At 44.4% G+C, this 17,230-nt stretch carries 14 protein-coding genes; 8 read left to right on the top strand and 6 right to left on the bottom strand.

All coding sequences use genetic code 11. The features are described from left to right. Positions 1–58 precede the first annotated feature (58 nt). The 3 genes from trpS to L0992_16445 all read right to left on the bottom strand — a co-directional run bounded on the left by trpS (position 59) and on the right by L0992_16445 (position 3,662). The gene (trpS, locus tag L0992_16455) at positions 59–1,081 is read right to left on the bottom strand and encodes a tryptophan--tRNA ligase (GenBank protein XGB69638.1); all 1,023 of its coding nucleotides are present in this window, start codon (positions 1,079–1,081) and stop codon (positions 59–61) included. Positions 1,082–1,377: 296 nt separating this feature from the next. Further along, positions 1,378–2,151, bottom strand: coding sequence for a hypothetical protein (locus tag L0992_16450; GenBank protein ID XGB69637.1), 774 nt, complete (start codon positions 2,149–2,151; stop codon positions 1,378–1,380). A 161-nt stretch (positions 2,152–2,312) separates the two neighbouring features. After that, entirely contained in the window at positions 2,313–3,662 is a 1,350-nt protein-coding gene (locus tag L0992_16445; GenBank protein XGB69636.1) for a D-serine ammonia-lyase, read from the bottom strand. A 133-nt stretch (positions 3,663–3,795) separates the two neighbouring features. Here L0992_16445 and L0992_16440 point away from each other — a divergent pair, with 133 nt between their 5' ends. Then, positions 3,796–4,989, top strand: coding sequence for an MFS transporter (locus L0992_16440; protein XGB69635.1), 1,194 nt, complete (start codon positions 3,796–3,798; stop codon positions 4,987–4,989). 34 nt (positions 4,990–5,023) lie between these two features. On the opposite strand, the gene L0992_16435 is transcribed toward L0992_16440, so the two are convergent. Next, positions 5,024–5,821 (bottom strand): helix-turn-helix transcriptional regulator, encoded by a 798-nt coding sequence (locus L0992_16435; GenBank protein ID XGB69634.1) that lies wholly within the window; start codon positions 5,819–5,821, stop codon positions 5,024–5,026. 76 nt (positions 5,822–5,897) lie between these two features. Then, positions 5,898–6,431: a YbhB/YbcL family Raf kinase inhibitor-like protein gene (locus L0992_16430; protein ID XGB69633.1), complete on the bottom strand. Its 534-nt coding sequence runs from the start codon at positions 6,429–6,431 to the stop codon at positions 5,898–5,900. Positions 6,432–6,705: 274 nt separating this feature from the next. Between L0992_16430 and L0992_16425 the strand changes: the two genes are divergently transcribed. From L0992_16425 to L0992_16405, 5 genes are all read left to right on the top strand, one after another. Then, positions 6,706–8,115, top strand: coding sequence for a sensor histidine kinase (locus L0992_16425; protein ID XGB70362.1), 1,410 nt, complete (start codon positions 6,706–6,708; stop codon positions 8,113–8,115). Then, positions 8,093–8,743, top strand: coding sequence for a response regulator transcription factor (locus L0992_16420; protein XGB69632.1), 651 nt, complete (start codon positions 8,093–8,095; stop codon positions 8,741–8,743). Before L0992_16425 ends, L0992_16420 begins: the two co-directional genes overlap by 23 nt. After that, positions 8,740–9,558, top strand: a complete 819-nt coding sequence (locus L0992_16415) for a DUF2861 family protein (protein XGB69631.1) — start codon at positions 8,740–8,742, stop codon at positions 9,556–9,558. Before L0992_16420 ends, L0992_16415 begins: the two co-directional genes overlap by 4 nt. A gap of 114 nt (positions 9,559–9,672) precedes the next feature. Beyond that, on the top strand, positions 9,673–11,976 hold the full coding sequence (locus L0992_16410) for a glycoside hydrolase (protein XGB69630.1): 2,304 nt from the start codon (positions 9,673–9,675) through the stop codon (positions 11,974–11,976). Positions 11,977–12,295: 319 nt separating this feature from the next. Beyond that, on the top strand, positions 12,296–13,153 hold the full coding sequence (locus L0992_16405; GenBank protein ID XGB69629.1) for a polysaccharide lyase family 7 protein: 858 nt from the start codon (positions 12,296–12,298) through the stop codon (positions 13,151–13,153). A 163-nt stretch (positions 13,154–13,316) separates the two neighbouring features. On the opposite strand, the gene L0992_16400 is transcribed toward L0992_16405, so the two are convergent. After that, positions 13,317–14,228 carry a LysR family transcriptional regulator gene (locus L0992_16400; GenBank protein XGB69628.1) on the bottom strand — a complete coding sequence of 304 codons (912 nt, stop codon included), beginning with the start codon at positions 14,226–14,228 and terminating at the stop codon, positions 13,317–13,319. A gap of 128 nt (positions 14,229–14,356) precedes the next feature. On the opposite strand from L0992_16400, the gene L0992_16395 reads away from it, so the two are divergent. Both L0992_16395 and L0992_16390 read left to right on the top strand, forming a co-directional pair. Beyond that, positions 14,357–15,421 carry an HlyD family secretion protein gene (locus L0992_16395; GenBank protein ID XGB69627.1) on the top strand — a complete coding sequence of 355 codons (1,065 nt, stop codon included), beginning with the start codon at positions 14,357–14,359 and terminating at the stop codon, positions 15,419–15,421. A gap of 3 nt (positions 15,422–15,424) precedes the next feature. Continuing rightward, positions 15,425–16,975, top strand: a complete 1,551-nt coding sequence (locus L0992_16390) for a DHA2 family efflux MFS transporter permease subunit (protein XGB69626.1) — start codon at positions 15,425–15,427, stop codon at positions 16,973–16,975. Positions 16,976–17,230 lie beyond the last annotated feature (255 nt).

Raw genomic sequence — 17,230 nt, 5'->3', positions numbered from 1 at the left:
ACTTTGAACGAATAAAGGGAGCACAGACTGCGCTCCCATTTTACTTTAATCGGAAGGCTTACAAGATGTTCAGACCGAATAGTTCTTTAACATCAAACAACACGGTTTCGGTTCTTTCTCTCGATAGCTGCGTGCCTTGGCGTAAGATATCAATGAGTTGCGCTTTGTCATCCAACAGTTCGGCTCTGCGTGCTCTTATCGGGCGAATCATCTCTTGTAGACACTCTTCCAGTACCTTTTTAGTTTGGCCATCCCCTAACCCGCCTCTGCGGTAGTGATCTTTTAGTTCATTGACGTAGTAAGCGTCAGTATGAAAAGCATCAAGATAGGTAAATACGATGTTCCCTTCTACTTGGCCAGGATCTTCGATTCGTAGATGATTTGGGTCGGTATACATGGATTTCACTGCGGCACGAATCTCTTTTTCGGTAGCACCTAAGTTGATAGCGTTGCCCATTGATTTAGACATCTTACTTTTGCCGTCGGTGCTCGGAAGACGAGAGGCATTGCTCAGCAAGGGTTTACACTCATTTAAAATTGGCTTGCCCGCGAGTGAGTTAACCTTTCTCACTATCTCGTTGGTCTGTTCTAGCATTGGCAATTGGTCGTCACCCACAGGAATCAAGGTCGCGTTAAACGCTGTGATATCAGCCGCCTGTGAAATCGGATAAGTCAGAAAGCCAGCCGGAATTGAACGACCAAACTCCTTGTTTTGAATCTCACTTTTAACGGTCGGGTTTCGTTCCAAACGAGCAATAGACACAAGGTTGCTGTAGAACATGGTTAGTTCAGCCAGTGCTGGCAATTGTGATTGAAGGCAGATTGTGGTTTTTGTTGGATCGATGCCTACCGCTAGATAATCCGCCACCACATTAAGAATGTTAGACGAAACCTTGGCAGGGTTATGTGCATTGTCGGTAAGGCCCTGCATGTCGGCAACCAATATCGTTTGGTCGTGAATATGTTGCAACGAAGTGCGCTGCTGAAGTGAACCGACATAGTGACCCAGATGTAAAGGACCGGTCGCTCGGTCTCCAGTCAGAATGATTTCTGGTTTGTTCGTGTTTTGAGGTGTTTTCATGGGGTATCTCCAAGTAATAAAAGCTACTGGAGATAAAAAGAGACGACATTCTTGGTGACATTCTTAACTACCTTCCAGCAGCTAAAGAATGTGAGTATTCCGTGCTGCTCTAGATAGAGCACCACCAAAAGAAGATTGAAGTTGAAACGGAAGTAAATTTCATTATTAAAACCTACCAATAATAAGGGTTAGCGACAACCCTTTTATTGGTAGACAATAAAACTAACGTACCGAAACCAGTTTTCGATGCGTTTTAAAACAAAAACCATTGAAGGTGGATATCGTAAGTAAATGTATTAATTACATAAATCGATAATTCTAGAGCGCATAGCTTGGTTGACGTTAAAGCGAGCATTCAAAAATTCAAGCTGTGCCAGCGCCGATTCCGCCGTGCGTTCGTAACCTTGAGTAAAGGTTGGCAGTAGCTGAGCAAACTTAGGGAAGCGCGCTTCTAGCCTTCTGTCAGACATAAACTCATCGACAAATTCAGGTTGTGGGCTTTCAGTTTGATCCACAAGATCGATCAAACGATCAAGCGCGTAAGATTGAACAAAACGACTCCCAGAAAGCTTTTCACCTCGGTTATAGCGAGACATACCCACATAAAGATTGGTTAGTGCTTCACCGATGATCCATTCTTGAGAATTCGTTTCAGCGACACCTTTTTCTGGTGGAACACAGCACTGAGTATCAAAGTCGGCTTCCTGCCAAACGATTCGCCCTTCAGCAAACGGAATATGCGCTAATTCATGAGGTTCGAATACGGCAAACTCACAGAATATCCCATCGGCATAAAGTACTTTATAACCATCGACCGTATTTCTTACCGCGTAGTCGATAGGGTTGATATCAGACAACCAATGCAAGCTGTCTAAGAAATACTGCTTGTGCCCCGTTTGCACTATCGCGAAAAAATCCACGTCTGAATGTTGGTCCAATCGTTCCGTTTCAATGCCGACAGAACCGAGCCCCAACAAGGCATGTGCCTTACCAGAAGCTTTCAAAGATTCCCCAATCGCATCTAAACGTTGTAAGAGTTTTTCTGGTGTATTTGGCTGTTGTGCTTGCATTGCTCTATCCCTATCAAGTTGAATGCCACTCAACCTAACTGATAATTAGAACACCTATGAAGCCTAATTTATAAAATATGTGTTTGGGATAACGATCTGCGCAAGTTATTGTTTCATTTAAACTCGAAAGCCATCAGTTAGCGCCTGCCTTTCTACCCGATTTACACCGAAGACTTAGCTAAATACGCGGCCATTTCTTGCTCTGGCACCATGCCGCCGCCTGTCGCCCAAACAAGATGAGTCGCGTTATTTAAGGTAGATTCAGTTATGCCTAACCTCTCCAGATATTCTCGGTTGTGTTCGACATGCACTGCGCCCGGCATACCAGCCAATGCTGAAGGCTCTAACCGAATACCTTCGGCTTGATTCAATTCACTCAACAGTTGATACATGCGTTCGTCGGTCAATGTATAATAGCCATCTAATAAACGTTCCATTGCCCGGCCAACAAAACCAGACGCACGGCCGACTGCAAGTCCGTCTGCGGCAGTTAGGTTATCAATACCCAGATCTTGCACTGCAATTTCGTCATGCAAACCAGTGTGAACGCCCAACAGCATACAAGGCGAATGAGTTGGTTCAGCAAAAATACAGTGAACATCATCACCAAAAGCCATCTTTAAACCAAATGCCACACCACCGGGGCCGCCGCCAACACCACATGGTAAGTAAACGAACAACGGGTGTTCTTTGTCGACGACAATCTGTTGTTGTTCGAATTGTTGTTTGAGCCTTTCTCCGGCCACCGAATAACCGAGGAACAAGGTTTGAGAGTTTTCATCATCAATGAAGAAACAACGCGGGTCTTGCTCTGCTTCTTTACGACCTTGCACTACCGCTACACCGTAATCTTGTTCGTACTCGACCACATTGACACCATGCTCACGCAGTTTGTTCTTCTTCCATGCTCTCGCATCAGCAGACATGTGAACCGATACCGTAAAGCCAAGCTTGGCACTCATAATACCGATGGACATGCCTAGGTTGCCTGTCGAACCTACGGCAATACTGTATTGTTGGAAAAACTCGCGAAACTCTGACTCTAGCAGTTTGCTGTAATCATCGCTCTCGCTCAGTAATCCAGCTTCAAACGCTAACTTCTCGGCGTGGGTTAATACTTCATAAATGCCGCCACGCGCTTTGATCGAACCAGAGATCGGTAAGTGGCTGTCTTTTTTCATCATCAAGCGGCCTTTAATCGGTAAATGATAATGCGCTTCCAATCCTGATTTCATCACTGGGATATCAATAAGCTCAGACTCAATAATGCCATTAGTGATTTGAGTTTCAGGGAAAGCCTTTGCCAGATAAGGCGCAAACCTTTGTAATCGCAGGCTTGCATCGTGAATGTCTTTATCGCCCAAACCCACATAAGGTAAACCCTGCTCTAGCGTTGTGATGTTTGGGTTAAACCAACTCACCTCTTCAAGTGCTATCAGTTGTTGTAACAATGGGAAGTCGCTAGTGAGCTGATCTATATTTAGTTCACTTTTTGGGTTCAATTCAGTCATGGCTTACCTTCTTTAGTAAAGCGTGCGCGACGCTGGTTCAATCATTAGTAAACATATTTAAACGGTATTTGTGTAATCATTCAATGACCTGTAGGCTAGCCTGTCTTCTCATAAGCAAACAGTAGAACAACCTATGAGCGCCTCACTTCGTAACAGCATTTTCATCATGTTAGGGATTCTATTCCTATCACTTAACCTTCGTGGGCCGTTTACGAGCTTGGCTCCGGTGCTTTCTCAGGTTATGGAAGGGCTCAGCCTTAACTCTTCTGCTGCTGGGTTCTTAACGGCTTTACCACTGTTAACGTTCGCACTGTTCTCGCCGCTAGTGACCAAAATATCTCAGCGAATTGGGCTTGAACCTAGTTTATTGTTGGCTTTGGTCTTGATTACCACTGGTATCACGCTGCGTTCTTTTGGAGCAATTCCGACTTTATACATCGGCACCGTGATGATCGGGCTTGGTATCGCGATTGGTAACGTGTTGCTTCCTGTAGTGGTCAAAATTAGCTTCCCGACACGCATCGCGACGGTGACCTCTTTGTATATCTTTACGATGGGGATAGGTTCGACATTAGGCTCTAGTTTGATGGTTCCATTTTCAGAACTGACCTTGTTCACGTTGACGGGCTGGCAACTAGCGCTGTTGATGAACCTTGTATTTCCACTATTGGCCTTGATGATTTGGCTCCCTAAGATCACCAAGCGTTCTTCTTCTAAAAGCACTAAGCAGAACGAAGAAAATCCAGTACCGATGAAAAAGATGATCAAGAGTGGTATCGCTTGGCAAGTAACGTTGGCTCTTGGGCTTAACTCATTTACCTTTTACTCGTTGGCGGGTTGGTTACCACAGATTTTGAACGATCTTGGCTACAGCGAGATCGATGCGGGTTACATTTATGGATTCCTGCAGTTTTCAACCATGGTTCCAGGGCTACTGTTATTGCCGTTCTTAGGTAAGAGCAATAATCAACGATGGCTGATTACCTTGTGTACTTCGAGTGTGTTTATTGGATTGATTGGCCTGTTGTACTTACCAGACTTTGCGATATTTTGGGTCGGACTCTTTGGTTTAGCCAACTGCTCTACGTTTATTATCGCGCTCTCTTTTGTTGGCTTGCGTACATCAAACAGCAGCCAAGCGGCTTCGTTGTCTGGTATGGCTCAAGGCATTGGTTATGCCCTAGCGGCGACTGGCCCGACTTTGGTGGGTAAACTCCATTCACAAACGGGATCTTGGAGTGTTCCGATTCTATTGATCGCTGGCGTTGCCTTCGCATGCACGATTTTTGCCGCACTTGCTGCAAGAGATACAAAGGTCAGCGTTTAATCAGTAGAAGAATTATAAAACAATAGAAGAATGATTAAGGCGTTGCGACTCTATCACTCGCAACTGTCTTAATGTATTCACTCGGCGATAAACCAAACTTACCTTTAAAACGTTGACTAAAACGCCCTTCAGATTGGTAACCACAAGACTGAGCCAGCATCGCTACATTCTGTTGGCCATTCTGCATCAGATACAGTGCGTGACTTAAGCGGACTTCCGCTAACACCTCACGATATTGCATACCTTCAAGCTTAAGTTTGCGAATCAACGTAGTACGACTCATCGCAAAACGTTCTGCTACCGACTCTAACGGGTGTTTCTCGTCTGGAGAGTGGGAAAGATAGTGGCTTAGCTTTTGGCTAAACGAAACGTTTGAGCTAATAAACAGTCGATGTAATACGCCCTTCTCCGCCAATTGCTGATACAAGCCTTGCAGCCAAAATTGTTGGGTTGCTGCACTCATGGTTTGGCGATCAAACGTAAACAACGCGTTCAACGAATCTTGCAAACTCCGGTCAGCTTCTATGGTCGGCAATTTCAAGTCACCAGCTCGCTGTTCACTTAAATCGAGCATTGCTTGAGTTGGCTGAAATTGAAAACTGAACACACGCGAAAGGAAACGTCCTTTATGAGGCATGTTCTCAAAACTCAATGATGCCGATGCTTCACACAACAACAGCTCTGAGTGTGTGAGTTCGGCTACTGACTCTTTCCAAAACAGGCGCTTACTGCCTGTGATTATTTGAATAATACTAGGGGATAGAATCCTCACATTACGCAGCTTCTGTAATTGCTCGGCGCGAAAGACTGTCACTTGATATTGATGATTCATCTCATCCCCTTGTTTGGTTGGATTTCTTGTAGCTGTATTTTTTGTAGCTAAAATTGCTTATTACTCTATTAATCAACTAGCGAGTATAAGTCGTGGTTAATCTCGCTTTTTCTAACGCCATGCTGTTCAGCGTAAAACCGACCACAGCAGACGGTGTGTTTTCGTCTAAGTTGAGTTTGTCCGTTGGTAATGCCCAAACGGTGAATTGGTAACGGTGCATACCATCTTTTTCTGGAGGACAAGCGCCACCAAAACCAACTGTTCCGTAGTCGATGCGACCTTCCTTACCGCCTAGCTTTGAAATATCAGCCGCACGTGGAAGCTCATTCACACTTGTTGGGATATCAAACGCCACCCAATGCCAGAAACCGCTTTCGGTTGGTGCATCCGGGTCGTAGGCTGTAATCGCAAAGCTTTTGGTGCCTGCTGGCGCGTCTTTCCACATCAACTGAGGTGATAAGTTGTCGCCATCACAACCCCAGCTAGAGTATTCAAACGTCTTCGCCATAGGATGACCTTCTTGAATATCATTACTCGTGAGTTCAAATGCCTGAGCCGAACCTGCAGCCAAGATGCTTATTACCAATACTGATTTGATGATTGTTTTCATGGTGGTTCCTCTTATTAGGTTTAAGCCCAGTATATTCAGTTCCACTTGCCCAAAAATAACAGTAAGTACACAATAATCAAACTTAAACCAAATAAATGATACTTTCTGTATTTTAGTCTTATTCTCTGAAAGCATGTTCAACGTAGGCTTATGATTTATTTCATGACTCAGCTTCACAATTTGATATTGAAAGGACACTTGTTGACATTCAGGTTACAAATCTCTGTCAAAACTCTTTAGACTCGCCCAAATGACTTTTAACGAGAATGACTGGATGCGCAGGCTGACATTAGCCCTTTGTTTGACCCTTTGGCTCCCAACGCTAGCCAATGCCCAAAGTTTGCAAGACAAGTGGCAAACCCTGTATCAACTCAGTTGGCAGTCGTCTCCTATCTCTGTCTCTCAACAAGAATTAGCTCAGTATCCAAAAGTTCTTCTTAAGGAAAACACCCGCTACCCGGATTTCAAAAAATTCAGTTGGGAAGAGATCGCTGCGCTAGCCACAATTCAAGATAGCTGCCGAGCGATTGAAAACACCAACCCTTCTTTGAACGATGCCATCGAATTCGAACTGGCTTTGTGTCAGCAACAAACGTTGGATTCAATCTGGTTTGCGGCACACTCAAAACGACACCCTGCTGGTGGCAGCTTTGCTGATCGTTATGTAGCGCATTACCCAGAGAACAGTGAGCAAATTCATCCCTTTCTGAGCATCAGCAATCCCCTGCACCCTTTATTTACTGAGCTAAAAACCTTAACGACTAAAGGAAAAGAGGCGCTACTGAATGGATACCGCGCTTGGCAACAAGGTGATGTGCTTTGGTTAAGTGGCGAACAAGGCTGGAAAGCGATTCCATCTGAAGTTTGGCAGCCTATCGCCGAGCAACAAGAAGTGACCTTGTCGGGTGAAAACTGTTCTTTTCGTTACAGTAACCTGTGTCTCAGCGAGTCGAGCAACGACAGGCTTGTCATGAAACTTGTAACTCTCGCACTACTCTTAACGCTACTTTGCGTATTAACTCGTGCCATATATCTACGTAGGAAAGAGCGCAAAGAGAAACAGTTCGTATTGCAGCTGCTCACTCATGAACTTCGCACGCCAATCACTAGCCTTGGCTTAACCGTCGAAATGTTCAGAAACCGCTACGATGATTTCCCCGATGATACCCAAGGGGCTGTTTGGCGTTTAATATCCGACTATCAAAGGCTATCTCAGCTCACTCAGAACAGTAAAGTTTACCTAAGTTCCGATCAGTCAGAGCCTTTGCTAAAACAGAACGCATCATTGGAAGAGTGGCTCGACCATGTCTGTGAAAAACACAATATTGAGTATCAATGTGAAGCAAGCGAAGTCGAACTGAACCTACCGTATTACTGGCTGACCATTTGTTTAGATAACTTGATCAAGAATGCTAAGCAACACGGTCAAGGTAAGGTTTTAGTTAAGGTCACCCTTGCCGATAAGCTGACGATAGAAGTGCAAGATGAAGGTCAGTTCCCTTCTTGGGTTCAACGACTGACGTCCCGAGTAACACCAAGCACTGCGCACAAACAAGATAACATGGGCATTGGCCTAACGATTGTCGAACACTTGATGAAACAAGCGAATGGCCGTCTCATTATTCTCCGTAATCCAACCCGATGTATTTTGGAAATCGCTTATGAATACCCTATTGCTGATTGAAGACGACCAACTGCTTGGGCAAGGCCTCGCCAGCTTCTTTGAGTCCAATGGTTACCACTGCCTTTGGGCACAAGATGCAAAGAGCGCCAGTAAGCTGTGGTTACGTGCCGACCTTGTGGTCCTTGATCGACAACTCGAAGACGGTGACAGCTTACAACACCTTCCAAATTGGTTACTGCTCAAAGCTCTGCCCGTGATTGTATTAACCGCGAAAGTGGAAGTTCAACAACGTGTTGAAGGCTTGATGGCTGGTGCTAAAGACTACGTGACTAAACCATTTTCAAATGAAGAGTTGCTTGCTCGGGTGATCACACAGCTACGTCCATTAGGTGTTAGCCACTTGAACTACGCCAACATCCAAATCAACTTGTCGGAACGAATCGCTTATCTGGATGACAACCCTATCGCACTCAAGCCTAAAGAGTTTCAGGTATTGGTTTTGTTTGTTCAAAACCAAGGGCGTGTGTTTCATCGAGATGAATTACTTAACAAGATTTGGGGTTACCAAGCCTTCCCAAGTACCAGAACCGTGGACAATCACATACTGCGATTGCGTCAGAAGTTGCCGACGCTCCGCCTAGAAACACATCGAGGCGTTGGTTATCGTTTGGCAGGAGAATCCCAATGAAACTAAGCTCGCTAATAGCACTGTTTTGCACAGCGCCCTTTGCGTGTCATGCAACTTGGTTTGCTGATACTCCATTACAACACACCTATCAATCGCTGCTTGATGACCAACCACAAGTTGCTTGGCAGGAGCTACAAATCGCGCTGAATCAGGAAACACTTGATAGCCAACTTTGGTTGCCCGTTAAACAAGAAATACTCAGTCAAACTCAATGTGGAACCACTCTTGAACAAAGCTCTGCACCCAACAATCACATACAAGTCAGCTTTATCAAACGCCACGGTCTTTCGTCACAAGGCTATCAGATTAAAGTGTCTGCGGAGCAGTTGAATGAAGCAGTAGAAGATCAAACACAGCGTATCTCTTTGGTTTCACCTCAGGGGAAAGTGGTTATCGACGGGCAGCTCAATTCTGATGTCGAATATCAAGAGATTGAAACCAGCGAAATGTTTATCAAGCCAGAGTCTGGTGTTTATCAATTAACCATAGGATCGAACCACTACCCTATTATTGTTGCGCTAGATGACAGTAAGCGATGGTTAACACTCGAAAACAAACTCAACGACCCTCACATTGTCGTAACGCCACCCAATGTGATCGATAACTGTCCTAATACCAATGTGAGTTGGCAATGGTTTGATGAAAATTACGACATGTTAGGTTTCAAGGTCCCAATCAAATCACATGAAGCAACAGTTCCGACAGAAAGCCCCTCGGGTGATCAAGCCAAACACTTAAGTGCTTCGGTGGAAATGTTCGAATATCAAGGCTCGATTGAAGTCCAATATGTACAGCGTGTCTCAGTACCCTTCTAAAGTTATGCTCGTTATTACTATTCTCCGCTAAGGGAAAGAATAGAGACATATAGGTGACAAAGCACCGACACGGCTTAGGTTTAATAACCGTACTTACTCATACGGAACCTAGATATGTTCAATGTTCGTCACCACCTTAACTTTACGTCTTTCGCCATCGCGGCTCTCTTCAGCACTTGTACGTTCTCAGCAAACGCACAAGACAGCCAGATAACGCTAACGAATACCAACAACATCGACACCATATCGATTTCAACAAAAACATTAGCGATAGATTGGAATGGCTTAAGCGTGAATAGCGCTGCGCTAACGGTTGATCGTCAACCTCAGAAAGTCACTAAACTCGTCGCTCACTCACAAACCAAGGCTTCTTGGACGCTGATACCCAGCGGAATCCGTGTTGAAGCTGAACTTAAGCAAGGTGATCTTCTTATCCAATTCACCTTACCTTCAAACACACAGGTAAAGCGAAACCAACCCATTGAACTTGCTTGGTTTGACCTTGCAGAACAACAAACTCAAACCCTATTTTTGCCCTTTAGCGAAGGTATGCGCGTGCCTACCGATAATAAGCAGTGGGCAAACTATCTAGTCGACAATCATTCTGGAAGCAACACAACTCAAGACTTAAAGATGCCGTTTTGGACAGTGCAACAGAAGGATCAATTCATCAGTTATCAGTTAATCAACCCAACCAATAATCAGCTGTTTTTTTCTAACTCGTCCGCTAAGACAAGCACCAACATTGATATGAACGCATCACATCAATTTACCACGCTGAACAAGTCTCAGCCTTTTTCGATTCGCATAACAATTGGCGATTCTTGGTTAGATGGTGCCAAACAATACCGAGATTGGCGCGTTAAGAACGGCCTCTCTGAATCGCTTGTCGAAAAGCAAAAACGTAATCCTGACGTGAGCAAGCTAATTGGCGCAAGCCACGTTTATCTGTTTGGTAAAGACCCATTGAGCATCCAAGGCGTGAACGACTGGTGGGGATTAAACACTTGGTACCTAGAGAGGTCAAAACTGATTGTTCCAAGTGAAGCCAAGCGAGAACTGTCTTCCCTGTCTAAAGGCAAAGATTGGTTCAGCCAATATCACAAACAACTGTTGTTGGACTCTATCAGCCAATCACTACAAGGCTTGTACCCTGTTGCCACGCCAACACTCACTGACAACGCTATTAAAGCTCAATATACCGCTGCACAGAACAAGAAAAACTGGTTGATTAAGAACGCGTCTTCTTATCTCAATACACCTGAAACTTGGGGACAAGCCCTGTCGTCGGACATGGTCAGCAATCTAAATAAAGCAGGCCTGAATAAGCTTTGGCTGGGCTTTGATAATTGGATGCCAGCTTTCTATCAACCGAACGCGGTAGAACTGGCTAAACAGTCTGGTTATCTGGTTGGAACCTACGACTCCTACAACACAGCCATACCCGCCAAGTTAAATGACAACTGGCTAACCGCTCAATTGCCAGAGCCGATGCGTCAAAGTTGTGCGATTGAACTAGCGGATGGAAGCTTGAAAAAAGGATTCCGAGGTAACGGTTATTATCTAAATCCGAATTGCCATTTAGATTACGTAAAGCAGCGCGCTAAAGACATTATGAGGTTCGGCAACTTCAATAGCTTGTTCTTAGATGTGGATGCGACAGCAATGGCGCGTGAGAACTATCGAGACAATTCCAACGAGTCGGATATGCTTTCTGCCTTCAATAATCGAATACAATGGTTAAGTGGACAACCAAATTTGCTGTTGGGTTCTGAAGATGGCAATAGCCTGACAACCAAAGGCATAGCGTTTGCACACGGCTTAGAAACGGTCGGCTTTGGTTGGACGGACAAAGACATGAAAGAAAACCGCAAGTCGCCTTATTATTTAGGTCGCTGGTATCCTGATCATAAACCGGACTTTTTCTTCAAATCGGCAAAAGTGAAAGAGCCCTACAAGTCGCTGCTGTTTTCACCTCAATACCGAATTCCACTATACCAAGCCGTATTCCATGATGAAGTGATTAACACGCACCACTGGCATTCAGACAGTCTCAAGTTCACTAATGTACAAGCAGATCGTGACTTAGCCGCAATGCTATACAACACACCTGCGATGGTCCACTTAACAAGAGATGAAGCTTTATCAAGTTCGAGCCCAAGGCTTAAGGCATTGAAGCACTATCAAGACGGCTTTGAACCAATACACAAGCAATTGTGGGATAAACAGTTGGTCGATTTCGACTGGTTAGACGATAACGGCGATGTTCAACAAACCGTATTTGATGACGGCAGCAAGATCATTGCGAACTTCTCTGACCAAGCGTTTAGCCAAAACGGCGTCACAATAGCAGCGACGTCTATCAAAGTTATGTTGAGCAATGGACAAGTCGTTGAATGGAAACCAGAGCTGAACTAGTTTGATCGTGCCGATAACTGCCAACTTTATTCACGTTCACAGGTTGGCAGTTAGCGCTGTGAACGAACTTGGTATTTCCAAGGTTAGCTTTGATGACTTGGTTACACAAAATCAGAAAGCACCACCCTTGTGCTTGTAATAACAAGAAAAACCGCCTTTTAACATTCCAGAACCAATCCAAATCAAAGCCTAATTCTCTCTATTTTTATACCAGAAAACTGGGTGCCGACCACAATTTCAAACACTGGCGTTTTCACATAAACCTCAAAAGTGATATCTATATTTTATTGACCGATAATAATACAAAAGAGATATTTTGATGAATAAAACCCTACTCGCTAGCTGTGCCCTTCTTGCCTTTTCTTCTTCGGCAATCGCTAATGTTGAGTTTTCGAATCCAGAAGGCGCTTTAGGCGAACCTTCTAATTACTCTCAATACCAAAATGTTTTGTCAGTGTCTGAACTTCAAATTTCAGATCCAAACGGCAAGAAAGGCAACAAAGACTATTTTGCGCTCGATAATAACTACGACGGCATTGTGAACAATAACTTCTATGTCGACAAAGAAAGTGAAGCGCTAGTCTTTACCATGAAGAATGACCACCTGCGTAACGAGTTACGCATTCAGGAAAACTTCCGCACAGACTTAGCGAATGAAACATACACATTAAGTTCGGAAGTTGAGATCATAAACCCTGAAGAGTCGATGAAGAACTCAGACTCTAAGCAAGACGAGATTACTTTTCTACAAGTACACAACAAAGGCTTAGATGATCTTGGTACTCACAATGTCCCTCACCCTTTGCTGCGTGTTGTATGGAAACGTGACAATAATGGTGTTGAAGGGCATTTCTGGGCAATCATTAAGAATAATGCTGTAATTTGTAAAGGATCGTTCGGTAAGAAGAACCAAGACAAGGAAATGTGCAAATCAGACGTAGCATATTCTCAATACGACTTAGGCAAAGCACCAGAAGGCAAACCAACAGCATTTGACCTAATCGTTGGTGATAAGAAACTCATTGTTGACGTAAACGGTGAACGTAAAGTTGAGCAGGATATTGACTACTGGCGTCACCTATTAAGCTACTTCAAAGCTGGCGTATATAACCAATTTACGAACGGACAAAGTGAAGCGCACTTCTACAAGCTAGAGTACACAGAGAAAAAGAGCTAGTTCGGTACTTAACCTACAACCACATTGAGTAATCGGAAAAAGAAAAACGGACTTGTGAGAAGGTTCGTTTTTCTAATCAATGCTATTGGTCATTGTCGATGATTTATAACTAAACAGAGGTTAGGCGTTCGATCACTTCTGTTGCTTCCAATTCAATATGCCTTTATTCAGCTTTTTCGTTAGCTCTATTTTGAAATGCAGTCAGTAGATAGTCGATAAACACGTTTTTTCGTTTGGGCATGAGTTGCCTATCGGCGTACACCAAGCTAACCGAGACTTGTGGCATGTCATACTCTGGCAACAAATGCACCAACCGACCTGATTTAAAATGCTCTCGACAGATGAACTCAGGGAGCACTGCAAGCCCTAACCCATCGACACATGCTGTTAAACACGCGGTAATGGTATTCACCTTCAGTTGGCTTGGCAGCTCAATATACTCAGACTCTCCATCATCAAGCTTCAACTTCCATTTGGGTAAACGTGCCGCTTTATTCGAGACCTCAATCATACGAAATGGTGACTTGAGATCCTTGGGCGTTTTAATTTCGCCAAATTGCTCTAAATATTTAGGGCTCGCGACTAACACACGCCCTGAAGTCGTCAAAAAACGAGAAACCAAACTAGAATCTGCAAGCTCACCGATCTGCGCGTAAAGATCGATGCCTTCACCAATAATATCGACTTCTCGATTAGTCAGCTCCAAGTTCATCGTCACACTCGGGTATTCTAGTAAAAAGCGATGGATGTATTTAGCGAGAACTTGATGACCCAGCTCGACAGGTAACACCACATTTAAAGGGCCACGAATCAGATCTTGATTAGCAGAAACCTCTAGCTCAGCTTGGTTCATGATCTCGTGCATTTGCATGCTCGATTGATAGAAGCGCTCACCTTCCGGTGTTAATACCAAACTTCGTGTCGAACGAGTGATCAATCTCACACCTAGGTGCTGTTCTAGCTCAGCCAGTTTTCGACTGACGGTCGACTTCGTCATGTTCAACGCTTCAGCTGCGTGTGTAAAACTCCCACAATCAACTACTTGTGTAAAAACAGTGACCGCATTTAAGTCCATCCGACCTCCCCAAACTCGCCATTAGTAAGATTTTTGCAACAGTGTTTCCCTTTTTTCCTATCTTATCAATCAATCGAATTCATTTACAATTCGTTACATCTAAATAAAAACAAAATGAGAAAATAGAAATGACAGAGAACAACAACGCTTCGCAATCAGTAAGCACAAAAAAACGTAAAAAAGCACCGCTTATTGCTACTGCGATCATGCTGTCATTGGGTTTAGCTGGCGCTGGATATTGGTATGGCTACGGCCAGTATTTTGAATCGACCGATAACGCCTACCTACAAGGCGACATCACCAATATTAGTCCTAAAGTGTCTGGCTATATTGTTAAGTCTTACGTGAGTGATAACCAATCGGTGAAAGAAGGCGACTTATTGGTTCAAATTGATGACCGTAATTACCAAGCTGCCCTTGCTCAAGCTAATGCCCATTTATCCGTCGTACAATCCGACGTAAAGAACTTAATCGCCCAACAGACGTTACAACGTAGCAAAATTAACCAAGCAGAAAGTGGCGTAGATTCTGCCGAAGCAGAGTATGAACGTGCGATCCAACAAGTACAGCGCTCTCGCAGCTTGTTAAAACGCAATTACGCTTCTCAAGATGAAGTCGATAGCATGGTTGCTCAACAAAAAGTGACCCTTGCTGACTTAGAAGAAGCGAAAGCCAACCTGGTCGCTACCAATGACCAACTGATCGTTATTGCGAGCGAAATTGAGCAAGCCAAAGCCTCAGTAACAGAAGCGCAAGCACAACAAGATCAAGCACAACTCAACCTTGATTACACCAAAGTCTACGCACCTACAGACGGCGTCATTGGTAAACGCAGTGTGCGCGAAGGTTTATTGATTCAAGCCGGTGCTCCGCTTATGAGTCTAGTGCCTAACAACCAAGTGTGGATTGAAGCAAACTTCAAAGAGACACAACTTAGTGGTATTCACAAAGGTCAAACCGTTGAAGTCGAGTTAGACGCCTTTCCAGGCCAGCCACTTGAAGGCGTGGTAGACAGCTTCTCCCCTGCTACTGGTGCTAAGTTCGCGCTGCTGCCACCTGAGAATGCAACCGGTAACTTCACCAAAATCGTTCAACGTGTCCCTGTGAAAATCACCATTCCAGATCAGCAAGAGTTAAAAGGTCGATTGCTTCCTGGTTTGTCTGTGGTTGCGACCATCGATAAACGAGGCTAGACCATGAGCAGCGCTGGTGTTATCACCTCAACTCATGATGAGGACAAAGTATCAACTCGCCATTGGATCGCCTTATTCGGCGGTTTGATTGGTGCGTTCATGGCGATCTTGGATATTCAGATCACCAACTCCTCTCTTAAAGATATTCAAGGTGCCTTGTCTGCAACCTTGGATGAAAGTTCGTGGATTTCGACCTCTTACCTAGTCGCAGAGATGATCGCTATTCCACTCAGTGGTTGGCTTTCAAAAGCGCTCGGTAAACGCCGTTATCTCACATGGACCACGGCAATCTTTACCATTTCATCTCTGCTGTGTTCTTTCTCGTGGAACATGACGTCGATGATCGTGTTCCGTGCGATGCAAGGTTTTAGTGGTGGTGCATTAATCCCACTCGCGTTCTCCTTGGTTATTCAACTATTGCCTATTAACAAACGCGCTGTCGGCATGGCGCTGTTTGGTGTTACCGCGACGTTTGCTCCGTCTATTGGCCCAACGTTTGGTGGTTGGTTGACCGAGAACTTCTCGTGGCACTATATTTTCTACATCAATATTCCGCCTGCTCTGCTCGTGAGCACCATGATTCGATATGGCTTGGACGATGAAAAACTCGACCTTGGTACGTTGAAAAAAGCCGACTGGTTCGGCATCGTAACCATGGCACTAGGTTTAGGTTGTTTGGAAGTCGTGTTAGAAGAAGGCAACCGTGAGGAATGGTTTAGCTCAAGCTTTATCGTTGGCTTGAGTATTGTGTCTGCGGTCAGTTTGGTTTACTTCGTGATAAACGAGTTGCAACACAAGAAGCCACTGGTGAATTTGCGGTTATTGCGAGAACCGCAGTTTGCGATGTCTTGTATCGCCTATCTGATTTTAGGGATGGCGTTGCTCGGATCTATCTATGTATTGCCGCTGTATTTAACGCAAATTCAGCAATATAACGCGGTGGAGATTGGCGAAGTTCTGATGTGGATGGGTTTTCCTCAGCTACTAATATTTCCAATCGTGCCTAAACTGACCCAAATCATTAAGCCCAAATACTTGGTGACCTTTGGCTTCGCGATGTTTGGTTTCAGTTGTTACGTAAACACCCACATGACGATTGATTTTGGTGGTCAGCAGTTGATTTTATCTATGCTTCTGCGCGCTATTGGCAGCCCGTTTATTATGGTTCCGTTGTCTTTGGTTGCCATGAAGAACATCAGCAAAATGGACACTCCGGATGCTTCGACTTTAACCAACGTAATGCGCAACCTAGGTGGTGCGTTCAGTATTGCGATTATCGCTACGCTACTGGATAACAAAACTCGTGAGCATCTTGCCCATATCAAAGAGTCGCTACCTTCAGTGAGTCAACTTGGTTGGCAAACACTCAAAGATCATCAAGCGTTCTTCATCCAATCAGGCAGTGATGCCGCGACAGCGATGCAACAAGCGCAAGCTAGCCTGTTAGGAACAATGCAACGTGACGCCGCTATCATGGCCTATAACGATGTGTTCTTGATGATGACGGCATTCTTAGCGTTAGCCGCTGTATTAATTCTGAATATGCGTGATTAGAGCTAGAGAACGCTGCGAGACGTTACTTCAAAAGTAATGCTCATAGCTCAAATCTGAATATCAAAGAAAACTTGAATAAGAGCACACAGAGGTAAGCTTTAACGGCTTACCTCTTTTTTACGTGTGAAGCCTGCATAACCGCACAAAATTGCAGTTAAAACACTAACCGTAGAATGAGTTTCATAAATCTTGTCGAATACTCTTTAATTACCAATAGTTTATTGAGTATTTACATGTGAACTCGACACCTTGACA

The sequence above is a fragment of the Vibrio pomeroyi genome, assembly GCA_041879425.1.
GTDB classification, from domain to species: Bacteria; Pseudomonadota; Gammaproteobacteria; order Enterobacterales; family Vibrionaceae; genus Vibrio; species Vibrio pomeroyi_A.
Note: the sequence above shows the minus strand (reverse complement) of the source record. Positions and strands in the feature narration are given on the sequence as shown.

Coding starts and splice junctions, on each gene's coding strand:
- L0992_16440 (XGB69635.1), top strand. CDS start 3,796: ATGAGCGCCTCACTTCGTAACAGCATTTTCATCATGTTAGGGATTCTA.
- L0992_16420 (XGB69632.1), top strand. CDS start 8,093: ATGAATACCCTATTGCTGATTGAAGACGACCAACTGCTTGGGCAAGGC.
- trpS (XGB69638.1), bottom strand. CDS start 1,081: ATGAAAACACCTCAAAACACGAACAAACCAGAAATCATTCTGACTGGA.
- L0992_16430 (XGB69633.1), bottom strand. CDS start 6,431: ATGAAAACAATCATCAAATCAGTATTGGTAATAAGCATCTTGGCTGCA.
- L0992_16405 (XGB69629.1), top strand. CDS start 12,296: ATGAATAAAACCCTACTCGCTAGCTGTGCCCTTCTTGCCTTTTCTTCT.
- L0992_16425 (XGB70362.1), top strand. CDS start 6,706: ATGCGCAGGCTGACATTAGCCCTTTGTTTGACCCTTTGGCTCCCAACG.
- L0992_16415 (XGB69631.1), top strand. CDS start 8,740: ATGAAACTAAGCTCGCTAATAGCACTGTTTTGCACAGCGCCCTTTGCG.
- L0992_16400 (XGB69628.1), bottom strand. CDS start 14,228: ATGGACTTAAATGCGGTCACTGTTTTTACACAAGTAGTTGATTGTGGG.
- L0992_16450 (XGB69637.1), bottom strand. CDS start 2,151: ATGCAAGCACAACAGCCAAATACACCAGAAAAACTCTTACAACGTTTA.
- L0992_16445 (XGB69636.1), bottom strand. CDS start 3,662: ATGACTGAATTGAACCCAAAAAGTGAACTAAATATAGATCAGCTCACT.
- L0992_16410 (XGB69630.1), top strand. CDS start 9,673: ATGTTCAATGTTCGTCACCACCTTAACTTTACGTCTTTCGCCATCGCG.
- L0992_16435 (XGB69634.1), bottom strand. CDS start 5,821: ATGAATCATCAATATCAAGTGACAGTCTTTCGCGCCGAGCAATTACAG.
- L0992_16395 (XGB69627.1), top strand. CDS start 14,357: ATGACAGAGAACAACAACGCTTCGCAATCAGTAAGCACAAAAAAACGT.
- L0992_16390 (XGB69626.1), top strand. CDS start 15,425: ATGAGCAGCGCTGGTGTTATCACCTCAACTCATGATGAGGACAAAGTA.